Genomic DNA, 24,136 nt, shown 5'->3' on the forward strand with positions numbered 1-24,136 from the left:
ATGCTGATCGCCAAACGTGCCTTCCTCTTTCTTCAGGGCGTCTGCTCGCCGTTCTTCAATCAGCTAGCGCAGCGCCTGATCGATGATGGCCACAAAGTGATCAAGGTCAACTTCAATGCCGGCGATCAGTGGTACTGGCGCCAGGATCAGGCGCATGCGTTCCGCGATCCGCTTCCCATGCTCGGCGACTTCGTCGCCGATCTGTGGCGCCGTCACGGCATTACCGACCAGATCGTCTTCGGTGACTGTCGGCCAGTGCACCGCGACGTGATTCGCGCCGCGCGGCGTTTCGGCATTCGCAATCACGTCTTCGAGGAGGGCTATTTCCGCCCGTACTGGATCACGCTAGAGCGCGAGGGCGTCAATCGCCATTCACTGCTGCCCCGGGATCCTGACTGGTACCGAGAAGTCGGCGCAATGATTCCCCGTGCCCTGCCGCCTCGCGCATTTTCTAATGCCTTCGCCAGTCGTGCCGCACACGATGTCGCCTACCATCTGGCGGGCATCGCCAATCCGCTGCTTTTCCGTCACTATCGTCGCCACGCGGCCCTGCCGATCGCCAGGGAGTACGCCGGCTACGTCAAGCGCTTCAGCGCCTTGCACGTGCAGCGCTTACGCGACAACCGGCGCTGTTGCGACCTGCTGAACAAAAACCGGCCCTTCTATCTGCTACCGCTGCAGCTCGACGGCGATGCACAGATTCGTTTCCACTCACCGTTCCCGAACATGCGCGACTTTCTCACGCATGCGGTCACCTCGTTCGCCGCCTTCGCCCCGCAGCGAACTCGGCTGGTGATCAAGAATCATCCGCTGGATATGGGGCTGTCGGGCCATGCTCGCCATATTCGCGAGCTGGCACGAGAGCTGTCGCTGCAGGGCCGACTGGTCTATCTGGAGTCCGGCGATCTCGATGCCCTGATCCAACACGCCTCCGGCATGGTCACCGTCAACAGCACCGCCGGACATGTCGCGCTGGAACAGGGCTGCCCGACACTCGCACTGGGCCAACCGCTTTACCATATGCCAGGGCTGACCGCGCCCGGATCGCTGGACGACTTCTGGCAGCATCCGATTGGCCCACGCCCCTCCCTTTTCAATGACTATGCCCGCGTCGTCATTCACGCCGCTCAGATCAATGGCGGATTCTACAGTCGCCAGGGTATCGACTTGGCGGTGATCAATGCCGTGCCACAGCTGACCAGCCCCATTTCACCGCTTGAGCAACTGCTATGCGCTTCGCGTCTCCCCGTCGCATCGTGATCACCGGCGCGACCGGCGCCATCGGCCAGGCTCTGGCCGAAAACTATGCCGCGCCCGCTTGCCAACTCTATCTGCATGGACGCGACAGCGCCCGCCTGGAGGCAGTTGCCGAGCGCTGCCGCCAGCGTGGTGCCGAGGTCACGACCAGCCGCATCGACCTGCAGGACGACCAGACACTGCACGCGTGGCTCGAGGCCCTCTGCTGGCCGGAAGCGCCGGATCTGGTCATCGCCAATGCCGGCATGAACGTCGCTATCGGCCGAGAGGGCAACGGCGAGCCCTGGCAAAAGGTTTCGCAGTTGCTGGAGATCAACCTGCGCGTCCCTCTGGCCATGTGCAACTACCTGGCGACACGCATGCTCGCTCGAGGCTCGGGGCAGCTGGTGCTCATGAGCTCTCTCGCCGCCTTCCATGGCCTACCGGTAACGCCCAGCTACAGCGCCAGCAAGGCCGGCCTGAAAGCCTATGCCGAAGGCCTGCGAGGCTGGCTGGCCCCTTATGGGGTCGGGGTCTCGGTCATCATGCCCGGGTATGTCAGCTCCCCGATGTGCGATGCCATGCCGGGGCCCAAGCCCTTCGTCTGGAGAGCGACACGTGCCGCCAAATGCATCCGCCGCGGCCTGGCGAAGAATCGCGCACGGATCAGCTTCCCGTTCCCACTGAATTTTGGCTGCTGGTGGCTGGCCGTGCTGCCTGCGCCGCTATCCCAGCGACTGCTGCAATGGTTCGACTACGGAGAGCCCCGGACATGACCCTCGACATCGTCCTCGCTGCGAGTCTCGCGGCCATTATCCCCGGGGCGCTTGATACGCGTCTGAGCCCTAGACCGCGACCGACATGGCGCCGCCCCAGGGCAACGGCCGCGGTCGAAGTCGGCACGCATCTGCTGCATTACAGCCTCTGGCTGGCGCTGGTACAGCGCCCCCTGTTCGCGCTCGCCATCACCCTTGCGCTCTACGCGCTCCTGATACAGTCCAACAATGCCAAGGTTCGCTCACTGCGCGAGCCCTTTACCTTCATGGATTTCGAATACTTCAGCGACGCCCTGCGGCATCCGCGACTCTATCTCCCTTTTTTTGGCATCGGCCTCGCCATTGCCGCAACCGCTGCCGCGGTGCTGGCGATCATTGCCGGCTTTCGCTGGGAAGCGTCCCTGTTCACCACCCACTCGACCGCCGAAGGGCTGGGCCTGATCGCCATGCTCGCCCTCGCTGGCGCGCTGACGCTATGGCAGGGCCTGTCGAGACTGCCCGCCTGTCGACTGGAACCCGCGCGGGATCTTCGCCGGCTGGGCTTCGTGAGTTACCTGTGGGCCTACGGTCTGATGATGCGTCAGCCGCTCGAGGCACCGACCACCCGCTGGCCTGCGCCCCTGACGGATGCCGCGCACGCGCAGGACCAGCGACCCAACCTCGTCGTCGTTCAGAGCGAATCGTTCTTCGATCCCCGGCGCTGGTATCCCAATATCCATCCGTCGGTGCTACGCCACTTCGATGAGCTCAAGCGCGAGGCTTCGCTGCATGGCATTCTGGATGTGCCGGCCTGGGGCGCCAACACGGTCCGGACCGAAACCGGCTTTCTCACCGGCCTGACACCGGCGGAACTCGGCGTGCATCGTTTCAATCCCTATCGCCAGCTGCGCCATCGCGAGGTGCCCAATCTGGCGGCCAGCCTCTCGGCGCGGGGCTATCGGACCATCTGCATCCATCCGTATCCTTCCCGTTTCTATGCCCGTCATCAGGTCTTTCCCCGCATGGGGTTCGACGAATTCATCGACATTCGCGACTTCGACCCCATGGACCGCGAAGGCCAGTATATCGGTGATCACGCCGTGGCCAGCCGCGTCGCGCGCCGTCTGGAGACCGACACGTCACGCCCGCTATTCCTGTTCGTGATCACCATGGAGAACCACGGACCTCTGCACCTGGAACCCGCCGCCAACGCCTCGCATCACTGGTATCACGCAAGGCCCGGCGGCAAGTTCAACGATCTCTCCGTCTACCTGCGCCACCTGCGCAATGCCGATCGCATGATTGGCTCGCTGAAACGCGCGCTGGGCCGCACCGCCCGTCCCGGCATGCTCTGCTGGTACGGCGATCACGTGCCGATCCTGCCCGATGTCTATGCCCAACTGGGTGCTCCGGACGGCGCGACGGACTATGTGATCTGGTCCACTCATCGTCGCCCGGACGATCAGCCATCGATCCGGCCGCAGCGAGCAGACCAGCTGGGCCAGACCCTGTTGCATCACCTGTTGACCCGCATCGATGCCGTCGCCGCGACGACTTCGACACCGAGCACGACTCGCCCTGCCATTTCGACCCCTCAGGAGGGCGCCTCATGACAACCGCCGTCGCCATCATCGGCACCGCATTCCGTTTTCCCACAACCGACGGCGAAGGTGGTTTGCGCGCCGAGGCGTTCTGGGAGGCGCTACGGGAAGGCCGTGATCTCGTCACGCAAGTCGCGGCAGACCGGTGGAGCCAGGAGGCCTACCTCCATCCGGACAAGCATCACCCGGGAACCAGCTATACCTTCGCTGCTGGCAGTCTCGGCCGCATCGACGGTTTCGATGCCTCATTTTTCGGTATTTCCCCGCGGGAAGCGGCGCAGATGGACCCCCAGCAGCGAATGCTGCTGGAATTGACCTGGGAAGCGATGGAAGATGCCGGCATTCCCCCCGAGTCGCTGCGCGGCAGCCAGTGCGGGGTGTACATGGGCATCGCCAGCCTCGACTACTCCTATCGCATGTCGGACGACATGGCCGCCGTCAGCTCCTCGACGGCCACCGGCAACGCCTCCAGCCTGGCCGCGAATCGAATCTCGTATGCCTTCGATCTGCGCGGGCCCAGCATGTCGATGGATACCGCCTGCTCCTCGTCGATGGTCGCTTTCCATCAGGCGTGTCAGGCAATCCGCAGCGGCGAGGTCGATGCCGCCCTCGCCGGCGGGATCAGCCTCCACCTCCATCCTTATGGCTTCATCGCCTTCTCGAAGGCCACCATGCTCTCGCCCCGCGGTCGCTGCCGCGTATTCGATGCCTCCGGTGACGGCTACGTGCGCTCCGAGGGTGGCGGCATTTTTCTGCTCAAGTCCTACGACAAGGCACTGGCCGACGGTGACCGCGTACTGGCCGTGGTCGCCGCCAGCGGAGTCAATACCGATGGTCATAAGCACGCGCTCACCGTCCCGACCGGACAATCCCAGGTCGCGCTGATGTCGCGGACGCTGGCCCGCGCCGGGCTCTCCGCCGATGACCTGGACTACCTCGAGGCCCACGGTACCGGCACCGCGGTTGGCGATCCGATCGAGACCCACGCCATCGGAACGGCGCTAGGCCGAAAACGCCGCCGACCGCTGCCCATCGGCTCGGTGAAGAGCAACGTGGGTCATCTCGAGACAGCCTCCGGTGTGGCCGGACTGGCCAAGGCCATCGCGATCATTCGTCATCGAGAGATTCCGCCGACCATCGGTATCGATACCCTCAACCCGCGTATCGATTTCGCTGGCCTCAATGTCGAAGTGGTCACACGTTCGCGTGCGCTCGAGGGACCGGGGCGCATCACCGTCGGCATCAACTCGTTCGGTTTCGGTGGCGCCAACGCGCACGTCATCCTGCAGAGCCCGCTATCCGACGCGACCCCTACCGAGGTCGCCCCGGTCGTGGCACTTCCCCAGCCGCTGCCGATTCGCGTGTCGGCACGCAGCCCCCAGGCCTTGCGTGCGATGGCCACACGCCTCGCTGACAGCCTCGCCGCGACGCCCCACTCGCTCTATGACGTCGCCCACGCGCTGTTTCATAAGCGCGACCACCATCGCTACGGCGCTCTCTGTTTTGCCACCGCGCTGCCGGAAGCGATCAATCACTTGCTCGCCTTGGGTCGTGGTGACGACGCCATGACGCTGGGCGAGCGTCTCGACGCACCGAGCGGTCCGGTCTTCGTGTATAGCGGCAACGGCTGCCAGTGGCTGGGCATGGGACGAGCGCTGCTCAAGACCTCCAGCCTCTTCTCGGCAGCCATCGATGAAGTCGACCGGCTGTTCTCGCCCCTCGCCCGACACTCCCTGCGCGAGTGCCTCGAAAGCGATGACGAGGCGCGCCTGTCACTGACCGAGATCGCCCAACCGACCCTCTTCGCGATACAGGTCGGCCTTACGCGCCTGTTACGGGAGCAGGGCGTCATGCCCACGGCCGTGGTCGGCCACAGCGTGGGCGAAGTCGCGGCTGCCTGGGCCAGTGGCGCGCTCACCCTGGGGGATGCGATCAAGGTCATCTACTGGCGCAGTCGCCATCAGGGCTATACCCGCGGCGCCGGAGGCATGACCGCGGTCGGAGCAGGCGTCGAGACCATTCAGCGATGGCTGGATCAACCCCGGTTCTCGCGCATTGCTCTGGCGGGAATCAATAGCCCGCGTGGCGTCACGCTTGCGGGGCCAACCGATGACCTGGAAGCGCTCGAGACCGCGCTGGCCGACCAGCGCCTCGCTTCCCGACGCCTGCCTCTGGACTATGCGTTCCATAGCGCAGCGATGGAGCCGATTCGTGAGGGCGTGCTGCGCGAGCTCGCCTCGCTCCAGCCGCAACCCAGCACAATTCCCTTCTATTCGACCGTCACCGGCGATCTGTTGGAAGGACGCCATCTCGGCGCAGAGTACTGGTGGCAGAACATCCGCCAACCGGTCAGTTTCGCGCCGGCGATCGACGCCCTATCCGATTCGGCCAACGTCTTCGTCGAGATCGGTGCGCATCCGATCCTGGGCCGTTACATCAAGGACGTTCTGCAAAGCCACGCCCGGGAAGGGCTGGTGCTGTCGACCATGTCCCGGGACAGCGCCGACCTGGCGAGTCTGACACGGGCCCTGTCTGGCGTACTGCTCAGTGGCGTGGCCCTCCCGCTATCGCGCTGGTTCCCCGTGACCGCCGGCTTCATCAGCCTGCCAAGCTATCCCTGGCAGCGCGAGAGCCACTGGTATTGCCCCACACCCACATCCCAGGGGCTGATGTCGAGACACTATGCCCATCCCTTGCTGGGCTACCCGCTGGCCCAGCAACGACTGACCTGGGAGAGCCAACTCGACATCCATCGACTCCCCTGGCTGCGCGATCATCGGGTCGGTGATGGCGTCGTCTTCCCTGGCGCCGGCTTCGTGGAATTGGCCCTGGCGGCCGTGACCGCCTGGCGCGAGGCGCCACTGGTCGATCTCGAATCCCTCGAAATCCGTGCCCCGCTGCTGCTCGACGGCACGCACGGCAAGCGACTTCGGCTCACCATCGATGACGTCAGCGGTGACATCGACATGATCGCCCGCGACAGCGACGGTGAGGGAGACTGGACGCACCATGCCACGGCCCGCGCTCTCGAACAGTCGCGCGGCCTGCTGCTCACCACACACAGCCCGGCGCTGCCATCGAGAACCCCCGACTTCACGCGAGACCGTCACCTTGCCGCCGCCGACGCGCTGGGGTTGAACTATGGTCCGGCCTTTCAGGCCATCGGTAGCGGCTGGATCGATGGCAATGCTGCCATAGGCCGTATTGAACTCACCGAAGCGCTGACGACATCGCAAGCCGACTGCCTGCTCGCGCCGGGCATCCTCGATAGCGCCTTCCAGCTTTTCATCCCTCTGCTCGCCGCGGGGCGCCGCGTCATCAGCACGGAAATCGCGTTCGTGCCCGTTCGCCTGGAGCGCGTGCAGTGGCGAGCGACCGGCACCCCGCCCGCCATCGTTCGCCTGCAACTGACCGGCGAGGCGCCCCATTCCCTCTGCGCCGACGTCGCACTCTTCGATGCCGCCGGCAATGCTATCGCGGTGGTCCAGGGGGCACGCTTCCGCGCCGCCCGACTACGCCAGCCGCCGCGGCAGCGGTTGAGCTATCTGCGCCACCGTCTGGTGCCCGCAGCGCTTCATCGCTCGCCGCTGCCGCTGGACGATACGCTCGGTGACGCGTTGGCCGATGCCTGGCAACAGCACTTTCGCCAGGCTACCGGCTGTCGCTATGGCCGCGAAGTCGACCCCCTGATCGATAGCCTGATCATGACGGCGCTGAGCGAAGCCTTGACACCGCTGGTCAACGAACACGGCATTCTGCCGCTTGGCTGGCTGGAGACCGGATCCAGTGAACGACGCCAACAGCGTCGTCGGCTGTTGACGCTAGCGCACCATGGCGGACTTGTCGTCGAGGAGGCGGACGCCGGCTGGCGCCTGCACGCCGACAGCGAGGGGGTCGAGGCGCGCACCATCTGGAATCTGCTGATTCGCGACTACCCCGAGCATGCCGGCCTCATCCATCGTATCGGCCGACAGACGCTGCATCTGGCGGCACTGATGCGAACCGACACGGATTTCGCCTTGCCCAGGCTCTCGGCCGAACAGCATGCCGGGCTGATTCACGATGCTATCGGCGAACCCGGCTGGCAATCGCTCGCCGACACGCTCCTGGGCCAGTGTCGCGACCTGTTGGCGCTTCTGCCGGCCAGTCAGCGCGTGGACATTCTGGAGCTGTCAGCGTGGCGTCCCCAGTTCGGCTCTCGACTCCCTCACGACTGGCCCGATGATCGTGCCCGCTATCGCTTCGTGGCACTGGGTGACGCCGCCATCGGTGCTGGCGAGTCCCTCACCGAGCGCTACCCCGCTCGCGAAAGCCTATCGCTGGCGGCGGAGACAGGGGATGCTCAGGAAGACGCGCAGTTCGTGCTGCTCGCGCTGGATGCGCCGCAGGCTACCGTCGCCCAGACACTCGAACGCCTCGCACCGCGCCTTGCCGAGGATGCCACGCTCATGATCGTCGGACTTGCGCCAAGCAGCTGGCAGCATCTGCTTTCGATCACCCAACCGGCGACAGAACTGCCCTGTAGCCTGCCGCAGGTGGAACAACTGCTGACTGCGTTCGGCTATCGTGACACGCGGCACATCGACCTTGACGACGACGGCGGTATCCAGGTCCTCCTCGTCCGGCCTCCTCAGGCGGCCGCGTGCGATGTCATGGCCGATAGAGACACCCAGCACGCGATGCCCGCCACGGTAGAACCTGACCAGGCGAGTATCGGGGAGTCGGCCGACATTGAAGACTGGCTGCTGGTCTTCGGCCGCCACGAAGCGGCGCTGGCCAGACAGCTGAACGCAGCGCTCACGCAACGCGGTGCACGGGTGCGACTCAGCTCGCAGGACGATCGGGACGCCCCCAGTCTATCGATGAAAGTGACCGCTGATCACGTGGTCGACCTGCGCGGACTCGCTCACGGCAGTGCCGGCGAGCGATGTCGGCACGTCATGCATTGGCTGCAGCAACTGGAGGCAGACCACTCACGCACCGCGCTGCATGTGATCACGCGAGGCGTCGCCCGGCAGCTCGAGGAGATCCCCGCCGCCTCGCGGCTGGCCGCCGCCGGAAGCGCACCCGCCACGCCTTGCGAAGACAGCGCGCTCTGGGGCTTCGGTCGCGTCCTGCAGAACGAGGCCGGCGAACGACGTATTACGCTGATTGACCTGCCACTCCCCGCCATGCCCAAGGAGCGGCTCGCCTCGACTGGCGTCGAGGCGACCCAGCAGGTCGTGGAAGCGCTCGTCGACACCCTGCTGCACCCGGACGCCGAGCAAGAGCTGGTGATCGATGCCGAGGGAGGTCGCTGGGCGCCCCGTCTCGTGACAACGGCCGCACCGGAGGTAACCATGCCGCCGCGCGGCGAGAACGAAGCCCTGAGTCTCGGTTTCGATCTGCCCGGTCAGTTGCGTCATCTGCGCTGGCAGCGTCGAACGCTGCCGCCGATGGGGCCGGGCAAGATCAAGATTCAGGTCGCGGCGACCGGGCTCAACTTCCGCGATGTCATGTACGCACTCGGCCTGCTGTCCGACGAGGCGATCGAGCACGGTTTTGCCGGTGCGACGCTGGGACTCGAGTTTGCCGGTCGTGTCGTGGACGCCGGTGACAGCGACACCTACCGGGCCGGCGACCGCGTTGTCGGCTTCGGCCCCGCCAGTTTCAGCGACTATCTGGTCGCCGACACCGATGCCGTGGCGCCGATTCCGGACGGCATCGACTTCGCTGCCGCCGCCACGCTGCCCACGACCTTCTTCACCGTTTACTACGCACTCAAGCACCTCGCCCGCCTGGCGCCGGGAGAGCGCCTGCTGATCCACGGTGCCGCCGGTGGTGTCGGTCTGGCGGCTGTACAGGTCGGTCGCTGGCTCGGCGCGGAGATCTTCGCGACCGCCGGCAACGACGACAAGCGCGACTTTCTGCGTCTGATGGGCGTGGATAGCCTCTACGACTCCCGCAGCCTGACCTTCGCCGAGGAAATACTGCACGACACCGGACCGAACGGCGGCGTCGACGTGGTGCTCAACTCGCTGGCCGGCGAGGCGATCAACCAGAACCTTCGCGCGCTCAAGCCCTTCGGCCGCTTCATCGAGCTCGGCAAACGCGATTTCTATGAGAACACCGCCATCGGCCTGCGTCCCTATCGCAATAATCTGAGCTACTTCGGCGTCGATTCGGACCAGTTGATGCGTGAGCGCCCCGATCTCACTCGTCAACTGTTCCGGGAAATGATGGCCCTGTTCGCCGACGGCACGTTGACGCCGCTGCCGTATATCGCCTTCGACAACCAGCGCATCATCGAGGCATTTCGCTATATGCAGCAGGCGCGCCAGATCGGCAAGGTAGTGGTGACCTATGCCCAACCGCCGGTGGAAGACACGCCGCGACGAGATCCGCGTACGCTCGCACTCGACCCCGACGCCAGCTACCTGATCACTGGAGGACTGGGCGGCTTCGGGCTGGCAACCGCCCGCTGGCTGACGCAACACGGCGCCCGACATCTGCTGCTACTGAGCCGCCGCGGCCCGGCCCACGAGGAGTCTATCAGCGCCGTTGCCGAGCTGCGCGCGCAGGGCATCGAGGTCCGCGCGCTCGCCTGCGACGTCAGTGACAAGATAGCGCTGGCCGATGCGCTGGCTACCTGTGACAGCGCCAACGCGCCGTTGAAAGGGGTCATACATGCCGCGACCGCGATCGACGACACGCTCGTCCGCAATCTCGATGCCGAACGCCTGTCGCAGGCGCTGGCAGCCAAGATCGAGGGCGCCCGTCATCTGGATGCGCTTACCCGCGGGCAATCGCTGGATTTCTTCGTGCTCTACTCTTCGGTCACGACCCAGTTCGGTAATCCCGGGCAGGCTAGCTATGTCGCCGCCAATCACTGGCTGGAGGGGCTGGTCGCCGCGCGTCGCGCCAACGGCTTGCCCGCCACCTGTCTGCGCTGGGGTGCCATCGGCGACGTCGGCTTCCTGGCCAGGCACCCCCAGATTCGCGAGGCGCTGATGCAGCGTCTGGGTGGCAGCACGCTCGATGCCGCCGAGGCGCTGCAAGTCCTCGAGCAGGCCATCACGCACGGTGCCGCCACGGTCGGCGTCATGGAACTGGCGTGGCACGCGCTATCGCGCTTTTTACCGACCGCGGCCAGCGGACGCTATCGGGAACTGGCTCGTCTGGCGCGCGGGAAGGAAACGCACGACGGCGAGAAGGATTTCCGCCAGCAGCTGGCTGGGCTGGATGCCGACGCCATGCAGGCGCGCATCGTGGCGCTGCTTCGGCGAGAACTCTCACGGATCCTGATGCTGGAAGAAGAGCGCATCGATCTGCATCGACCCGTCTACGATATGGGTTTCGACTCGCTGATGGGCGTCGAGCTGGTCACGGCGCTGGAGTCAAAGCTGGGGATCCAGATTCCCGTGATGATCCTGAGCGATAACGCCACCCTGAACAAGCTCGGTCAGTACCTGGTCGGCAAACTGCAAAACGAGGAGACTTCCACGGAGACCCTATCGACGGACATGCCGCTTACGTCACTGGCTCAACGGCATGGTATCGATGATCACGACACGCCGGCTCGCCGCCTGGAGGCCGATGCATGAACCCCGATGCCAAACCCGACCTCAAGGCAAGACTGATCGCCCGCGCCACCGATCGCCGTCGTCTCTCCGCCAGCGCTAGCGCGCCGATCGGACAGAAAGAGGCCACCGTCGTCGAGGATCGACATACCCGTTTCGACACCCTGCCGGGCTATCAGCAGATACAGCTCATTCGTCAAGGCGCGGCGCAGTTCGGCGTTCCCGATCCCTTTTTCAAGCTGCATCAAGGCAATGCCGGTGCCACCACCCGGATCGGCGATCGCGAATACATCAACTTCGCCAGCTACAACTATCTCGGCCTATCGGGTGACCCGCGCATCAAGCAGGCGGGGATCGATGCGCTCGAGCGCTACGGCAGTTCGGTTTCCGCCAGCCGCATGGTCTCCGGGGAACGCCCCGTCCATCAGGCACTGGAGCGTGGCCTGGCCGAAGCCTATGGCGTCGACGATGCGGTCGTCTTCGTCAGCGGCCATGCTGCCAACGTCTCCACGATCGGCTACCTGCTCGGTGCCCGCGACCTGATCCTGCACGACGAGTATATTCACAACAGCAGCCTGATCGGCGCGCAACTTTCGGGCGCGCGCCGCATGAGCTTTGCCCACAACGACCCGGACGCGCTGACACAGCTGTTAATCCGACATCGCGGACAGTTCGAGCGGGTACTGATCATTATCGAAGGGCTCTACAGCATGGATGGCGACACGCCCGATCTCGCTCGGTTCGTCGAGATCAAGCAGCGTCACCGGGCCTGGCTGATGGTCGATGAAGCCCACTCGTTCGGCGTCTTGGGAAGCACCGGACGCGGTCTGCACGAGTCCTGCAACGTGGCGGTGGACCAGGTCGATATCTGGATGGGAACGCTGAGCAAATCGCTATGCGGCTGCGGCGGTTACATCGCCGGCAGCCAGCCGCTGATCGATACCCTGCGCTACCTGGCCCCCGGTTTTCTCTACAGTGTAGGGATGCCCGCACAGGTGGCGGCGCCCTCGCTGCGGGCGCTGTCGATCCTGTTCGAAGAGCCGGAGCGACTGCAACGCCTGAAGGCGCGCTCGAGCGACTTCCTGCGCCGGGCTCGCGAAGCGGGACTGAATACCGGTGACAGCATCGGGATGGCCGTGGTACCGATCATTCTGGGCAGTTCGTTGGTGGCTGCCCGTGTCTCGGATACGCTGTTCAAGGCGGGCATCAATGTGCAGCCGATCCTCTATCCTGCCGTCCCGGAAAAGAGCGCACGGCTGCGCTTCTTCTTCTCCTGCGATCACACCGAAGCCCAGATCGAGCGGACGCTCGACGTTCTCGTCGACGCCCTGGCACGGGAACGGCCCCGCTGAGGCCATCACCACGGGGGGGCCAAGGACGAGAAACCGCCGTCCTCGATGATCGTCGCGGCCATTGGTGTCGGCACTGCCACCCTGCACGTCGCGTGACGATTTCCCGCCTCTCGCCCTGACGTCGAATTGCCCTGATGTTGAATTGCCTAAGGTTGAATTGCCCTAGCGGCGAACCCACCAGAACGCGCGAGCCCGCTCCGGATCACCGAGCTCGCGCGCTTTACGCGCCGCCTGTTTTGCCATGACTCGCGTTGACCAGGGGTCATCGATCAACTGCTGAATGGCCTCCTGCCACGCCCCAGGTCGATCACTCACCAGCAGGCCATCCTCGCCGTGGCTGACGATCTCGCGATAAGGCGCACGGTCGCTGTAGAGACCGACGCAGCCAACGACAGCATTATCGAGGAACTTGATGTGCGACTTGCCCGCGTTGAAAGCGGTGTCACGCAACGGCGTCAAGCCGACATGCAACCGCGCCCGCCGGCGATAGCGCTGGAAGGCGCGCCAGCTCATCGGCCCCGGCGTCTCGACGCGAGGCCGAGTCTGCAGCGGTGGCGGCGCAAACGCCCCCAGCATGATCTCGAAGGTCAGCGACGCATTGCCATCGTGCAACGCGGTCAGCGCGGGCACGATCGACTCGAGGTCGGCCAGGTGCGCACGCGTGCCATGAAAACCGGCGCGGCAACCCGAATCACGGAAATGTGCCTGGTCGGGTGGTTCGGCAATCAGCGTCGGGGGTAGCAGGGTCACGCCAGCGTGGTGCTGACTGAAAAGCCGGGCGAGATGATCGCTGCAAGCAATCACCTCGTCCGCCAGTGCCAGCAGGCGTGGCTGCCCCCCACCGGCAAAGGCCCGCATACGTTGTCGATAGGCCATCGGCAGATTGGCGTCGGTCGCCGCCGCGCCGATATCGTCGTCGATCAAATAACGGACGCTGGCCAATCGCGCTCGGTGACATTCGAGCCATTCAATCCATGGCTCGGCCAGCGTGCGGCAGACAATGATATGGGCACCTCGTAAAGCCCCTATCAGCCAAGGGCGTGCCAGCCATGGCGAGCGCCAGCGACGCGTATCGAGACGCCGAACGTCGATGCCGCGATCGCGGAGCCACGGCGCCACCGCTCGCAGGAAATAGATATCCTCCGTCGGGCAGGCGCCGTCGCTCAGCAGTACCCAAGGCGGATGACGCATGGTGGGCACCTCGGTCGCGAATCAGTGTGAGGCAGGAGCCAACGCCCGCCCGATGTCCGTGCGCGGCTTGACCATCAGTTTGGTGAACGCTCTCAGCACCATCTCTTCGATGCCCGGCCCCATCTCCTTGCGCAAGGCTTCGTAATTGGGGTAGCTGGGCTCGGGAGCGATGCACATCTCGAAGAAGTGCTGGCGATTGATGTGCGGATTGTCGACGAAAAACTGGCTCAAACGATTGTGCTTCTCCTGCTTGGCCGCACTGACCACATAGTTGCCGATGCGGTCGAAGAACTGCTCGGCGCTGCGCAGGGGCAGGTGGTAGATACAGGCTTCCCACTCGCGTGCCAGGTTGGTCACTTCCTCCTCAGGCTCCAGCACCTCGTTGTTGTCGCGAGACATCAGCCAGTGATAACCCATGTGCAGGCGATGTGTCCGACGGTGCAGGAAAAGCGCCTTGGTATCGGAGGCCTGCTCGCCCATCGACCAGTACTCCGCTTCCAGCAATCGCCCTTCCAGATCCTTCTGATAGGCGATGCGCTCCTTACAGATGACATTGATCCAGGGCAGCCGGAAGTAGAACCGTTTGAGGTTCTCCTCGCCGGGGAAACGCTTCACAAAGGCGGCGAAGAAATCCTTCACCGTCATCCCTTTGCGGAAGGTAAGAAATTCATCGGCATCGAATCCGAAGACCACATTGTGGCAGTCCTTCTTGAGATAGACCTCGAGGGCCCCGTTGATATAGTCGGCCTTGCGCTTGGAAAAGCCTTGCTCGTCCTCGATCTCCATGAAGACGATCTCTTTCTCGGGGAAACGATCTCGCAGCAAGGCCACGCATTGCCGCAGAAAATCATGCTCGACGTGGCTGATGACGATGAGTCGATCGAAGCCGGTACGCAGTTGATGCAGGAAAGAGGCAAAGGCGACATCCTCTTCCCCTCTAACCATCGTGATGGCAGTAAACTCAATATTCATGGTCGGCGTTTCCTGTCATTGTTGGTGGACCGCATCGCCATCAAGGCGAAACTGGAAAGAAACCGGATCGTTGACGAGTCGTTATCCGCTCAGCGCAGCGAAAAATCCTCGTGGGTCAGGGTCAGGCTGGGGTGATAGGCCGGGTCGTCGAACAGGCAGTGACGCCAGCGCCGTCGCATATAGTTGGCCTCCCGCGTGGCCCGATTGCGCTTCGCCGGCGTGTCGTCGGCGCCCCGGGAGAGCGACTCGTGGTGATAGAGTTCGGCGTATGGCGTCCATAGGTTCCGGTAACCGGCCTCGCGCACCTTCAGGCAGAAGTCGACATCGTTGAACGCGACCGCCAGATTCTCTTCATCCAGCCCGCCCACGGCATCGAAGATTTCGCGCCGGACGACCAGGCACGCCGCGGTGACGGCCGAGTAGTTCTGCACCAGATGCAGCCGCGTGAAGTATCCCGCGTCGTGCTTCGAGAAATACTTGTGCGCATGCCCCGCGACGCCGCCGATACCCAGCACGACGCCACCGTGCTGGATCGTGCCATTGGGGTAGTAGAGCTTGGCGCCGACGCAGCCGATTTCGGGTCGACAAGCCTGGGCCACCATCTCCTGCAGCCACGTCTCGTCGATTGGCTCGATGTCGTTGTTGACCAGGCCGATGACCTCGCCCCGGGCGTGACGCACACCAAAGTTGTTGATCGCAGAGTAATTGAAAGGATGCGGCCAGGCCAATACGCGAACCCGCGCGTCCTGCGTGAGCTCATCGAAGAACGCCAGCGTTTCGCCACAAGTCGAACCGTTATCGAGAATGATGACTTCCAGGCGCGGATAGCGCGTGCGCCGCAACAGTGCCTCGACGCAGGGCCGGAGAATCGAGATCTGATCGCGGGTCGGGATCAGCAGGCTGACCAGCGGCGGCGTTTCCGGTAGCGGCCAGCGCACCCGGTAGGTATTCGGGTACTTGCCGGCTTCGACCTGAGCATCGAGTGCGTGCGTGGCCAGATAATCGGCCACGGCCCGCAGACCTGCCTCGCTGGTATACGTTTTCTCGCCGGCCGCGGTGGCGGTCGACCCTCGCCCCGCCCCCCAGTGATAGAGCACCTTGGGGATCCGGATTACCTGAGAGGCAGTCAGGCCGTGCGTGCAACGCAGCGCCAGATCGTGATCCTGACTGCCCTCGAAACCGCGGCGGAAACCGCCGACGGCCCGCATCCGCTCGGCGCGGTATACGCCGAGGTGCGAGAGATAGTTCTGACCGAGCAGCAGATCCGGGTTCCACGCCGGCTTGAAGTGGGGATCGAAGCGCTCGCCGAATTCGTCGATCTTGTCCTCGTCGCTGTAGAGCACCTCGGCATCCGGGTGTCGCTGCAGCGTCTCGACAACCTGATAGAGTGCCTCCGGTCGCAGGCAGTCATCGTGATCGAGCAGCGCCACGAACTCCCCGCGCGCGCGCGCCAGTGCACTGTTGCTGGCGGCGCAGATGTGCCCGTTGACGGGACGGAAGATCACATCGATACGCGTATCGAGCTCGGCATAGCGCGACAGGCAATCGTGGACCCGGCTATCGGAGGAGGCGTCATCGGCGATGCACAGCTGCCAATGTTCATAGTGCTGCGAGCGGACCGAGTCGATACAGCGTTCGAGATCCTCGATCCGCGTGTTATAGGTCGGCAGCAGGATCGAAATAAGCGGCCGGCGGTAAAAAGCGGCCATGCGCTGGGTGATCCAGTCGATATCGGTGGGCGGCTGCTGTTCCAACCACTGGCGATAGCTCTTGCCCGGGCAGAGCCGCGCAAAGGTTTCGTCATACTGTTTCAGCGCCAGCGCCCGCCAGTTCGTGCCCTGCTCCCGGGCTTGTTGCCGAAGTGCCGGGAGCACGCGTGATCTAGGCGTTTCCAGCCACCGGTGATGCAGATTGGCAAGGCGATGGCTCAAGCGATCGTGGGCGAACCAGGGCGTCAGCCAGACCAGACGCAGATGGGTCAGGGTAAAACGCCCGGCACGCTCCATGGGATCGAAACGCAGCGCGACAAGGCCATGCGGGATAAAGCAGAGTCGCTTGGTAATACGGCTGGACTTGAGCGTCAGGTAGAGACTTTCCGTTTCGTTGAACCCCGCTCCCGTATCGAGATAGAGGCGAATCGAGACACTTGGCTGGTCATGCCGCATGGCCACCTCGAGCATGTTCCAGCCCGGTAGCGGCAGATCGCGGCGCCAGTGAAACTGGGGATCGTCGCTCGTGGCACGCCAGGCATAGTCATCGGGCCGGGCGTAGTTAGCGGGCCGGGTGTAGTTATCGGACTGGGCATCATGATCACAGGGCTCGAGCCCCGCCAGCGGCTTGAGGCGTGGCTGACAGACGAAGCGCGTCGAGCGTTTCAGAACATTCCAGGCGCCCGGCGCTCGAACTACCGATACCGGCTGCAACGAGGTCTGCATGGCATCACTTCCTCTCGGGTTCCAGCGATGTCCGTAAGCGCTCGGGCTGCCGCACGCTGCGCGGTCCGAGCGACTGGCCGGTCACCATCACGCGACAATCGACAACATCTCCCGGGGATGACTTCAACGGCAGATGAAAACCGACATAGCTACCGCGTGGGGCGCCCCAGCGAAGAAAGCCGGGTCGAAGCGCATTGGCCAACGTCTGACCGACACGCTCACCGTTGACCCAGATTTCCATCTCCACGGGCGTATCGTCCGTGGCCCACCAGGCCCAACCGACAACCCGATCCGGCTGGCACTGCTGAATACCACCGTGAACGTATGCCTTGCCCTCGCGCCAGAGTGCCAGACGTGATTCGAACAGCGCGCGACAGGCCGCGTAGAGATGCAGGTCCTTGCGATTCAGTTCACGCAACGCAGCCTCGTCCTCGGGCGCGATCTCGTAGCGGTGGTCGACCGTCGTATGTCCCAGGTTCTCGACCAGCCCCGGCACCGCCCAACCATAGAGATCGTTGATCAACGACAGCGACTCCGAATAGCGCTCGGTGAGCCCCACGAAGCCGATCGCTTCCAGCGAGGTCGAGTCGAGAAAACGGCTCTGGCGGTTGATCATGTCGTCACGGCGATAGAAATCGGAGAAGCTGCCCTGAAAGCCGTGATGTCGGACGAAATGGTGGTAGTCGGATGCGACCCGTTGAAACGGGTCGCGAACGAAAGAAAAGCAGTTGCGCAGCCCCGCCAGATGGGCGTATTTCTCGAGCGGGACATGCCCACCCAGTAGCGCCACATTCTGCTGCGCCAGCATCTGCCACAAGCGCCAGAAGTCGCGACGCTCGTAGACCCAGCGAACCACATCCGCAGCGGTCTCGCGCTGTTTCTCGCCGTAGTCGTGCCAGACCCCCGACTCGCCGAGATGGCGTTTTGCCCCCAGCCGAAAGCTGGTGCCTGCAGTCTTGGGAATATGCACAAAAAAGCGCGTGGGCGCCGGTTCCGCGGAGGCCGGTTCGAGCAGCCGGGAGGTATCCGCCACGCACTTGAGCCAGGCACTCGACAGCGTTACCTCGGTGTCATTCAGATCATGGTTACGAAAGTAGGTCAGGTCTCGCGTATGGCCGGCGGCCATATTGGCCCGGCCTCGCGGCATCTTGGTATCGACGTACTCTTCCAAGGACTTGATGTTGTAGTGATAGACGCGGCACGGCGTCTCGACGACCGTCCGGGTGCGCCCGGTGCCGGGTTTGTCCTCGAGAAACGCCGCCTGCTGCCCGTTCGCAGTCAAGTACTGGAAACCGGGAAGCAGCGTGGCCGTGTGCGCCGTGACCGAGGTCGCACAGCGCGGTTTGACGATCGACTTGACGTGACAATTGACGCTGTGCGAGCTGACACTGGCCCGCCGGAATCGCGACAGGACCCCGCCCGGCTGTCGGAAGCGCAGACCACCAGAGCCGAAGATGCGCCAGTTGATCGCGACCGCTCCCACCTCCGGGCGCTCCAGCAACGGTAAAAGTCGCGCCAGCGGCTGATCGCCGTCAACATCCACGAGAAATTCATCAGCATCGAGAAACAACAGGTAGTCGACGTTGCGAGCCTCGTGGGTCAAGACATGCCGGTACCATGATGTCTGCGCTCGATCCCCCGGCACCCAGCGCTGGGTGGTCAGCCAACCCTGAGCCTGCCAATCGGCGAGCAGCTCGGCCGTCCCGTCATCGCTGCCATTGTCGGCGATATAGAAGTGTTCGATGCCTATCAGGCGATGATGGGTAATCCACTCGGCAAGATACGGGCGCTCGTTCTTGACGATGGCGGCAATGGCAAATCGATAGTGCGGCGGTTGAGCGACACGGGCGATCATCGGCGTAGTTTCCTAGGTGACGCGAGCGCGGCGGCGACTATCTCGCCGCGCCCAGAACAGGACCAACATCTTCTCGACGGCGATAGATGAATCGAGTGATGGCCCGAATTTTTCGATCGGTAATGGCTTCACCGAAGTCGTTGGTGGCTTCGGCAAGACTGGTATAACGGGGCTGGCTGGCGATACAGGCCTCAAACAGCTGATCGGCGAAATCCCGCGTGACGCCCTCGGACGCCGCGCCCGACTCCTCATTGGCAGCCTGCGCCAACACCCGACGCATGGGCCCCTCCAGACGGTCACGAAACTGGCTCGGGCTGCGCAGCGGGACGTGATAGACGCAGGCGCCGGTCGACTCCACGAAATCTCGAGCCCGCGGGTGGGGCTGCACCGGAATATCCTTTTCACCCAGAAACGTCTGGTGATACGCCATGTGCACGCGAGTATTGATACGTTTGCGGAACAGCACCTTGTGCCGGCTGTTCTCGCGCCGATCGACACACAGATATTCGTCCTGCAGGAACTGACCGCTGAGATCCTGAGGCGAGAAGTCCCGCCGCTTTGGGATCAGGTTCAGCCACGGCATCGGAAAGCAGTCCGCCGCGATGTCGCCGCTCGGCATCGATGCCTCCTGTGACAAAAAGGCCCCGAGGAAATCGCCGACCGAGGTATAGCGCCCCAGTGACAGAAACTCGTCGGCATCGAAGCAGTAGACATAGTTGGCTACCTTGGGGTCGACGAACATCGTCAGCGCCCGGTTGACATAGAAGGCTTTGCGCCGACCGAAATGCCCGCGACTTTCGATCTCGACCAAGTCGACTTCCAGGTCAGGAAACGCCTCACGCAGACGATCGATGCACTGGCGCAGAAAACCGTGTTCCAGGTAGCTGACGACGATCAGGCGGTGAAAGCCCAAGCGCGCATGATGCAGTAACGACGACCAGATGATGTCGCTCTCGCCTCGCACCATGGTCAGCGCGGTAAAGCTGGGGCCATGCTGCTGGCGTTCACGGGTGTTCGCGTTCAAGCGCTAGCCCCCTGTACAGACTGTCCAAAAGAGAGTGCGGTCGGCGACCGGTAGCGAAGCGCCCGCCGACCAGGGAGGCGGTCGAGACAGGCAACGGACCCTCACGACGCTATCGTGAAGCCCCCTTCAACACCGTGCGCCCTTGTCCACTAGCGAGCACCACGACAACCGGACGTCACGGCGCTAGCCGTGAAGCCTGATCGCCTCACTCTCCGATAAAGGGATTGCGTCCGACCTCGCTGATCAAACGGCCCCACTTGAGGATCTGCATCTCGTCCAGGGCATCCGCGCCGTTCAACACATGGGGAAATCCCAGCGCGCGCCACTTGTCCATCGGATGCAGGATATGGAAGGTCGTGAGCCCCATATCGCCGGGCATCTGCGCATCGGCGACCACGTTGTCACCGATGTGCAGATGGCGCTGAACCCCTTCGTTAGCCAGGTCCTGTTTGACCTTGGCCCACATCGTGCCGTTGTCCTTGCGCGCCTGCTCCTCGCTCGAAACCATCAGGCGATAAGCGGCCGCGACACCGGCTTTACGCAGCATCAGCCCCACTTGCTCACGGTTGTAGTAGCTATCGGAAATCACCCAGAGAATATGTCCCTGCGCCGCCAGGTGGTTGAACAGTTCCACCATTTCGTCCTTCGGCCGAATCATTTCCAGGTCGAGCTCGAACTCTTGCTCCATCCAGCTTCGCGCCAGGTCGCTGTCGACATCCAGTTCCACGGCCAGCTCGTCGTAGATCGCTTCGATCCGCACGTCCCCCTGGAAATTGGCACGTCGTCGCAGCGTCGACTCCGCATCATTGCGCAGCTTGACGAAGTATTTCGCCGACTCGACGTAGTCCTGTTCCGCCAGCAACTTGCCTAGCTTGAGCTTGGCGTAGTCCGGCACGGTGTACTCGCGACGAACCAGCGTGTCGAAGACATCGAAGCTGATGCAGGCATGCGCCTGAATGCTTGCCAGGTGCTGTTCCAGTCGACCGTGATAGCTCGCCGTGATATAGCCATTGTCGGTCGTGAACTGTCCGGTCGGCGGATAGAAGAACAGCTGGCGATAGCCGAGATTCTCGGCCAGCGGCCCGAGCACTCGCTCCAACGCGTGAAGCATGGAGTTATCGTTGGGTAGCGGCTCTTCCGGAAAATCCTCATAGCGCCAGGTCTGATCCAGCACGCCCTTCATCGCGCCAGGACGCGACCAGAACATGCCGCCAGCGGGATAACTCAGGAAATCCGGTATCGGACCCAGTCCCAGCTTCTTCTGCCACTCGCGCATGAAGCCCTTGTTCATGGTCTGATGGTTGACCCAGGAGGGCATCAGCCAGAACGTGGTGGGGTAATAGAGGCCCAAGGTGTCGTCAGCGGCGAACGCATTCAGCAGCCGAGTGATGACCGAGACGTCGCGCAGCAGATATTCGATCAGGTACTCCGCCCACTGGGTCTGCTCCTTGCCGGAGTAGAGCGACTTCTTCGAGTGAAGGTGGCAGAACAGATCGTACGCCTGCAGCGTCTCGCCATACTCGACCAACACCGGCCCGAAGTTGCGACCGCGATTCGGCACCACGCGTGTCTCGAGCTTGTTCACCCGCGGATGCCCGTCGAACACCCGGTGCGCATGCTCTTCGAATTCCGCCTTGGCCAGTGTCAGATAGACATCCACCTTGACCGGGAACCGAGAGATGGCGCTGGCAAAGCGATCCAGGAAATCCGGGTAGAAGACGTGCAGGCAGAGCGCGACCTTCAGCTCACCGGCAGCCTCGCTCAACGTCGACGGTGGCGACACGATCTCCCGCGGGAACCAGCGAACGGTGGCCGGCACATGCTGGCGCCCTTCGCTTCGGCCGTGAAGCAAGTAGTGCTGTAGCGGGCTCTGCTGGGCGTGGAACACATCGATGTACATGCGATGGTAGGTCTCGCTGTCGAAGCGCGGCGACGGATTGACCGGCGCGAACTGCGACTTGCGAATATAGTCATCGAACGCCTCTCGCTGTGTGGCAAAGCGGGAGCCGTAGGTGGCCTGATACCAGCGGGGATCGAAGAGCTGGGTATTCAACGCATCCATGAAGGCCTGACTCATCAGCGCGGAATAGGCATCCTCGCCCTTATCGGTACTGCCGATCGGCAGCTCCGGCGGCTCTTCCGGCGTCGGCGCTTCCGGGGGTTCTTCGGTCGGTGTCTGCTCGTCCAAGGTCACGGCGGCATCGTTGGCTGGCGTGCCCTCCTCGACCACGAAGGTTTCCGTCATGGTGACCAGACTCTTGTCTTCCAGCCCCGGCTCCTGGCGCGCCGGCGCGCCGTTCTCGCTACCCGGCAGGACAATATTCTTGTCCAGCCCGACCAACTCTTCTGCCGCCAATCGCTTCTTGCGCGCTTGGCTGGAAAGCTGCGTATGAAACAGCCAAGGCAGTAGCGATATCATTTTTCCCGCTGGTTTCATGTGAGGGCCCCCGCTCTCTCGGTCTCTCGATTTAAATCGCGAACATCTGCATCGGATTGACGATGCCATTGCCAGTGATATCGTCGTCGACACTGAACAGATGCCAGACGTCATGCGGAATGCAGTTAGGCTTGGTCGCAAACACTTCGTACAGATCTTGAACATCGGTTCGTGAGTAGGTCACGCCGTGATGTCGGCACCGAATGACATGGTCGATCGCACCGTCGAAAACGGTCTTCAGGTCCTGGAAATGCCGCTGTGTCGCCGCCTCTCGCCCATAGAAATATTCGAACTCGCCGCTACTCTTCTGGCGAATATCTACCATCTGCCCGTGAGGCGCCGTCAGCAGGCATTCGAAAAGCAGCGAGCGGTCGAGCATGGTGCAGCCACTGCGCCAGCCGACGCCCTCATGAAAAACGCCTTTGAGCAGCGCTTGATGGTCACCGACTTCGGTTTCACCTGGCTTGGTCGCGATGAAATAGAGCCCCGCCGTATCTCGCTCCAGAACGTGCGTCAGGATTTTCTGGATCGTGCCGGAGTAGCCCAGGTCCAGCATCAGCGGGCGTTTCTCTTCGTCCATCAGGCCGGAGCGGCGAAGATAGGCGATCAGTGCCTTGCGGGTCGGGGAAACCAGTGACTCCAGCGCCTTGAGATGCGGTGACAACCACTCGTAGACCAGCGCCTGATCCTTGGGCAGCTCGCAGTTGAATCGCAGTAGCTCGATCGGTAACGCCGAGAAGATCTCGTGGAGCTGTAGGCCAAAACGCTTGCGCATCAGATCCAGAATGCTGCCGGCAAATTCGTTGCTGAGCGCCATCGGCATAATGACCGGAGAGCCGAGCATGGCGCGAAACAGAAGCGTGCGTGAAACCCGAAGGTAGACCGGGGTGTTCTCGAGATCGATCGACGATTCTCGCTGCAGGCGCGACAGCAGACGATGAAAACACCACCCCTCGCGGGCCAGGCAAACGGGCAGATGTCCGTTCGACTCGGCTTCGATGGATTCGGCATAGACATGTAGCGCAGGACCCAGAAAGGTCGCGCCGAATTCATGTAAAGCTCTGCTCTTGGCTTGCATGAGAAGGCCTCTGGCTTTTCGTTGCCGTGTCAATGGAATTGTTGTCATCTTCGTATTCGCCCCACGTCCACGCCTCGGGCGACAGGGAGCGCATCTGTCGGGAACCCTTCTCGACTCATAACGCGGCTATTCGGCCAATACGGCTCGATAAAAACAGCTCGATCAATACGGTACGACCGATACGGCATCGTTCCGGCGTGTTTCACCGAACATGTCAGCCTTGATCGTCTTCGAACTTTTCGATCCCGAACGCCGGCGACCGGGACTGCCGGTGGTTCAGAAAGCGCATTCATCCAAAATATTTGTAAAAATACGTCGCACAAATGTTTTTGTGACAATCTGACGAGACCGACACGCTTTTCGAAACGTTTTAATGCCGAAAAAAGACACTTTCATGCAAACTATGTTTCCTTGAAAAGACAACCTGTCCGGCATCGACAATTGGCAAGCCCCGTTAAGACTTTAGTTAGGTTAAGCGGGAGGCAGATTTTGTTGAAGATGAATTTACTAATCGATATTCATCACCCTGAAAACACAGAAACGCAACAAACAGAATGATAACGAGCAACGACCTGGCGCCTAATCTCGCTCCGGTGGACACTTGATGTCACGATAAGCCGATATGGCGATCCGATCCCTGG

Annotated in this window: 12 protein-coding genes; 5 read left to right on the plus strand and 7 right to left on the minus strand. The window is 62.9% G+C overall.

Features of this window, described 5'->3' with window-relative positions; all coding sequences use genetic code 11:
- From MC381_RS13925 to MC381_RS13945, 5 genes are read left to right on the plus strand one after another with little or no spacing between them, the layout of a single operon-like run.
- A complete protein-coding gene (locus tag MC381_RS13925; RefSeq protein ID WP_251978347.1) occupies positions 1-1,260 on the plus strand; it encodes a capsule polysaccharide biogenesis protein in 1,260 nt (419 codons plus the stop codon).
- A complete protein-coding gene (locus tag MC381_RS13930; RefSeq protein ID WP_251978348.1) occupies positions 1,230-2,012 on the plus strand; it encodes an SDR family NAD(P)-dependent oxidoreductase in 783 nt (260 codons plus the stop codon). Before MC381_RS13925 ends, MC381_RS13930 begins: the two co-directional genes overlap by 31 nt.
- Entirely contained in the window at positions 2,009-3,604 is a 1,596-nt protein-coding gene (locus MC381_RS13935) for an LTA synthase family protein (RefSeq protein ID WP_251978349.1), read from the plus strand. Before MC381_RS13930 ends, MC381_RS13935 begins: the two co-directional genes overlap by 4 nt.
- Positions 3,601-11,175 carry a type I polyketide synthase gene (locus tag MC381_RS13940; RefSeq protein ID WP_251978350.1) on the plus strand — a complete coding sequence of 2,525 codons (7,575 nt, stop codon included), beginning with the start codon at positions 3,601-3,603 and terminating at the stop codon, positions 11,173-11,175. The genes MC381_RS13935 and MC381_RS13940 overlap by 4 nt, the downstream gene beginning before the upstream one ends.
- Entirely contained in the window at positions 11,172-12,503 is a 1,332-nt protein-coding gene (locus MC381_RS13945) for an aminotransferase class I/II-fold pyridoxal phosphate-dependent enzyme (protein ID WP_251978351.1), read from the plus strand. Before MC381_RS13940 ends, MC381_RS13945 begins: the two co-directional genes overlap by 4 nt.
- Positions 12,504-12,665: 162 nt before the next feature.
- Here MC381_RS13945 and MC381_RS13950 read toward each other — a convergent pair whose 3' ends face one another.
- From MC381_RS13950 to MC381_RS13980, 7 genes are all read right to left on the minus strand, one after another.
- Complete coding sequence (locus MC381_RS13950) at positions 12,666-13,694, minus strand: glycosyltransferase family protein (protein ID WP_251978352.1); 1,029 nt, start codon at positions 13,692-13,694, stop codon at positions 12,666-12,668.
- Between the two features lie 21 nt (positions 13,695-13,715).
- Entirely contained in the window at positions 13,716-14,666 is a 951-nt protein-coding gene (locus MC381_RS13955; RefSeq protein WP_251978353.1) for a glycosyltransferase family 2 protein, read from the minus strand.
- 89 nt (positions 14,667-14,755) lie between these two features.
- Positions 14,756-17,101: a glycosyltransferase family 2 protein gene (locus MC381_RS13960; protein WP_251978354.1), complete on the minus strand. Its 2,346-nt coding sequence runs from the start codon at positions 17,099-17,101 to the stop codon at positions 14,756-14,758.
- Between the two features lie 4 nt (positions 17,102-17,105).
- Positions 17,106-18,956 carry a glycosyltransferase family 92 protein gene (locus MC381_RS13965; protein WP_251978355.1) on the minus strand — a complete coding sequence of 617 codons (1,851 nt, stop codon included), beginning with the start codon at positions 18,954-18,956 and terminating at the stop codon, positions 17,106-17,108.
- A gap of 37 nt (positions 18,957-18,993) precedes the next feature.
- On the minus strand, positions 18,994-19,980 hold the full coding sequence (locus tag MC381_RS13970) for a glycosyltransferase family protein (RefSeq protein ID WP_251978356.1): 987 nt from the start codon (positions 19,978-19,980) through the stop codon (positions 18,994-18,996).
- Positions 19,981-20,185: 205 nt separating this feature from the next.
- Positions 20,186-22,399: a rhamnan synthesis F family protein gene (locus tag MC381_RS13975; protein ID WP_251978357.1), complete on the minus strand. Its 2,214-nt coding sequence runs from the start codon at positions 22,397-22,399 to the stop codon at positions 20,186-20,188.
- A gap of 49 nt (positions 22,400-22,448) precedes the next feature.
- Positions 22,449-23,495 (minus strand): hypothetical protein, encoded by a 1,047-nt coding sequence (locus MC381_RS13980; RefSeq protein ID WP_251978358.1) that lies wholly within the window; start codon positions 23,493-23,495, stop codon positions 22,449-22,451.
- Positions 23,496-24,136: the final 641 nt, after the last annotated feature.

It is taken from the genome of Salinicola avicenniae (assembly GCF_023736115.1).
Lineage (GTDB): Bacteria > Pseudomonadota > Gammaproteobacteria > Pseudomonadales > Halomonadaceae > Salinicola > Salinicola avicenniae.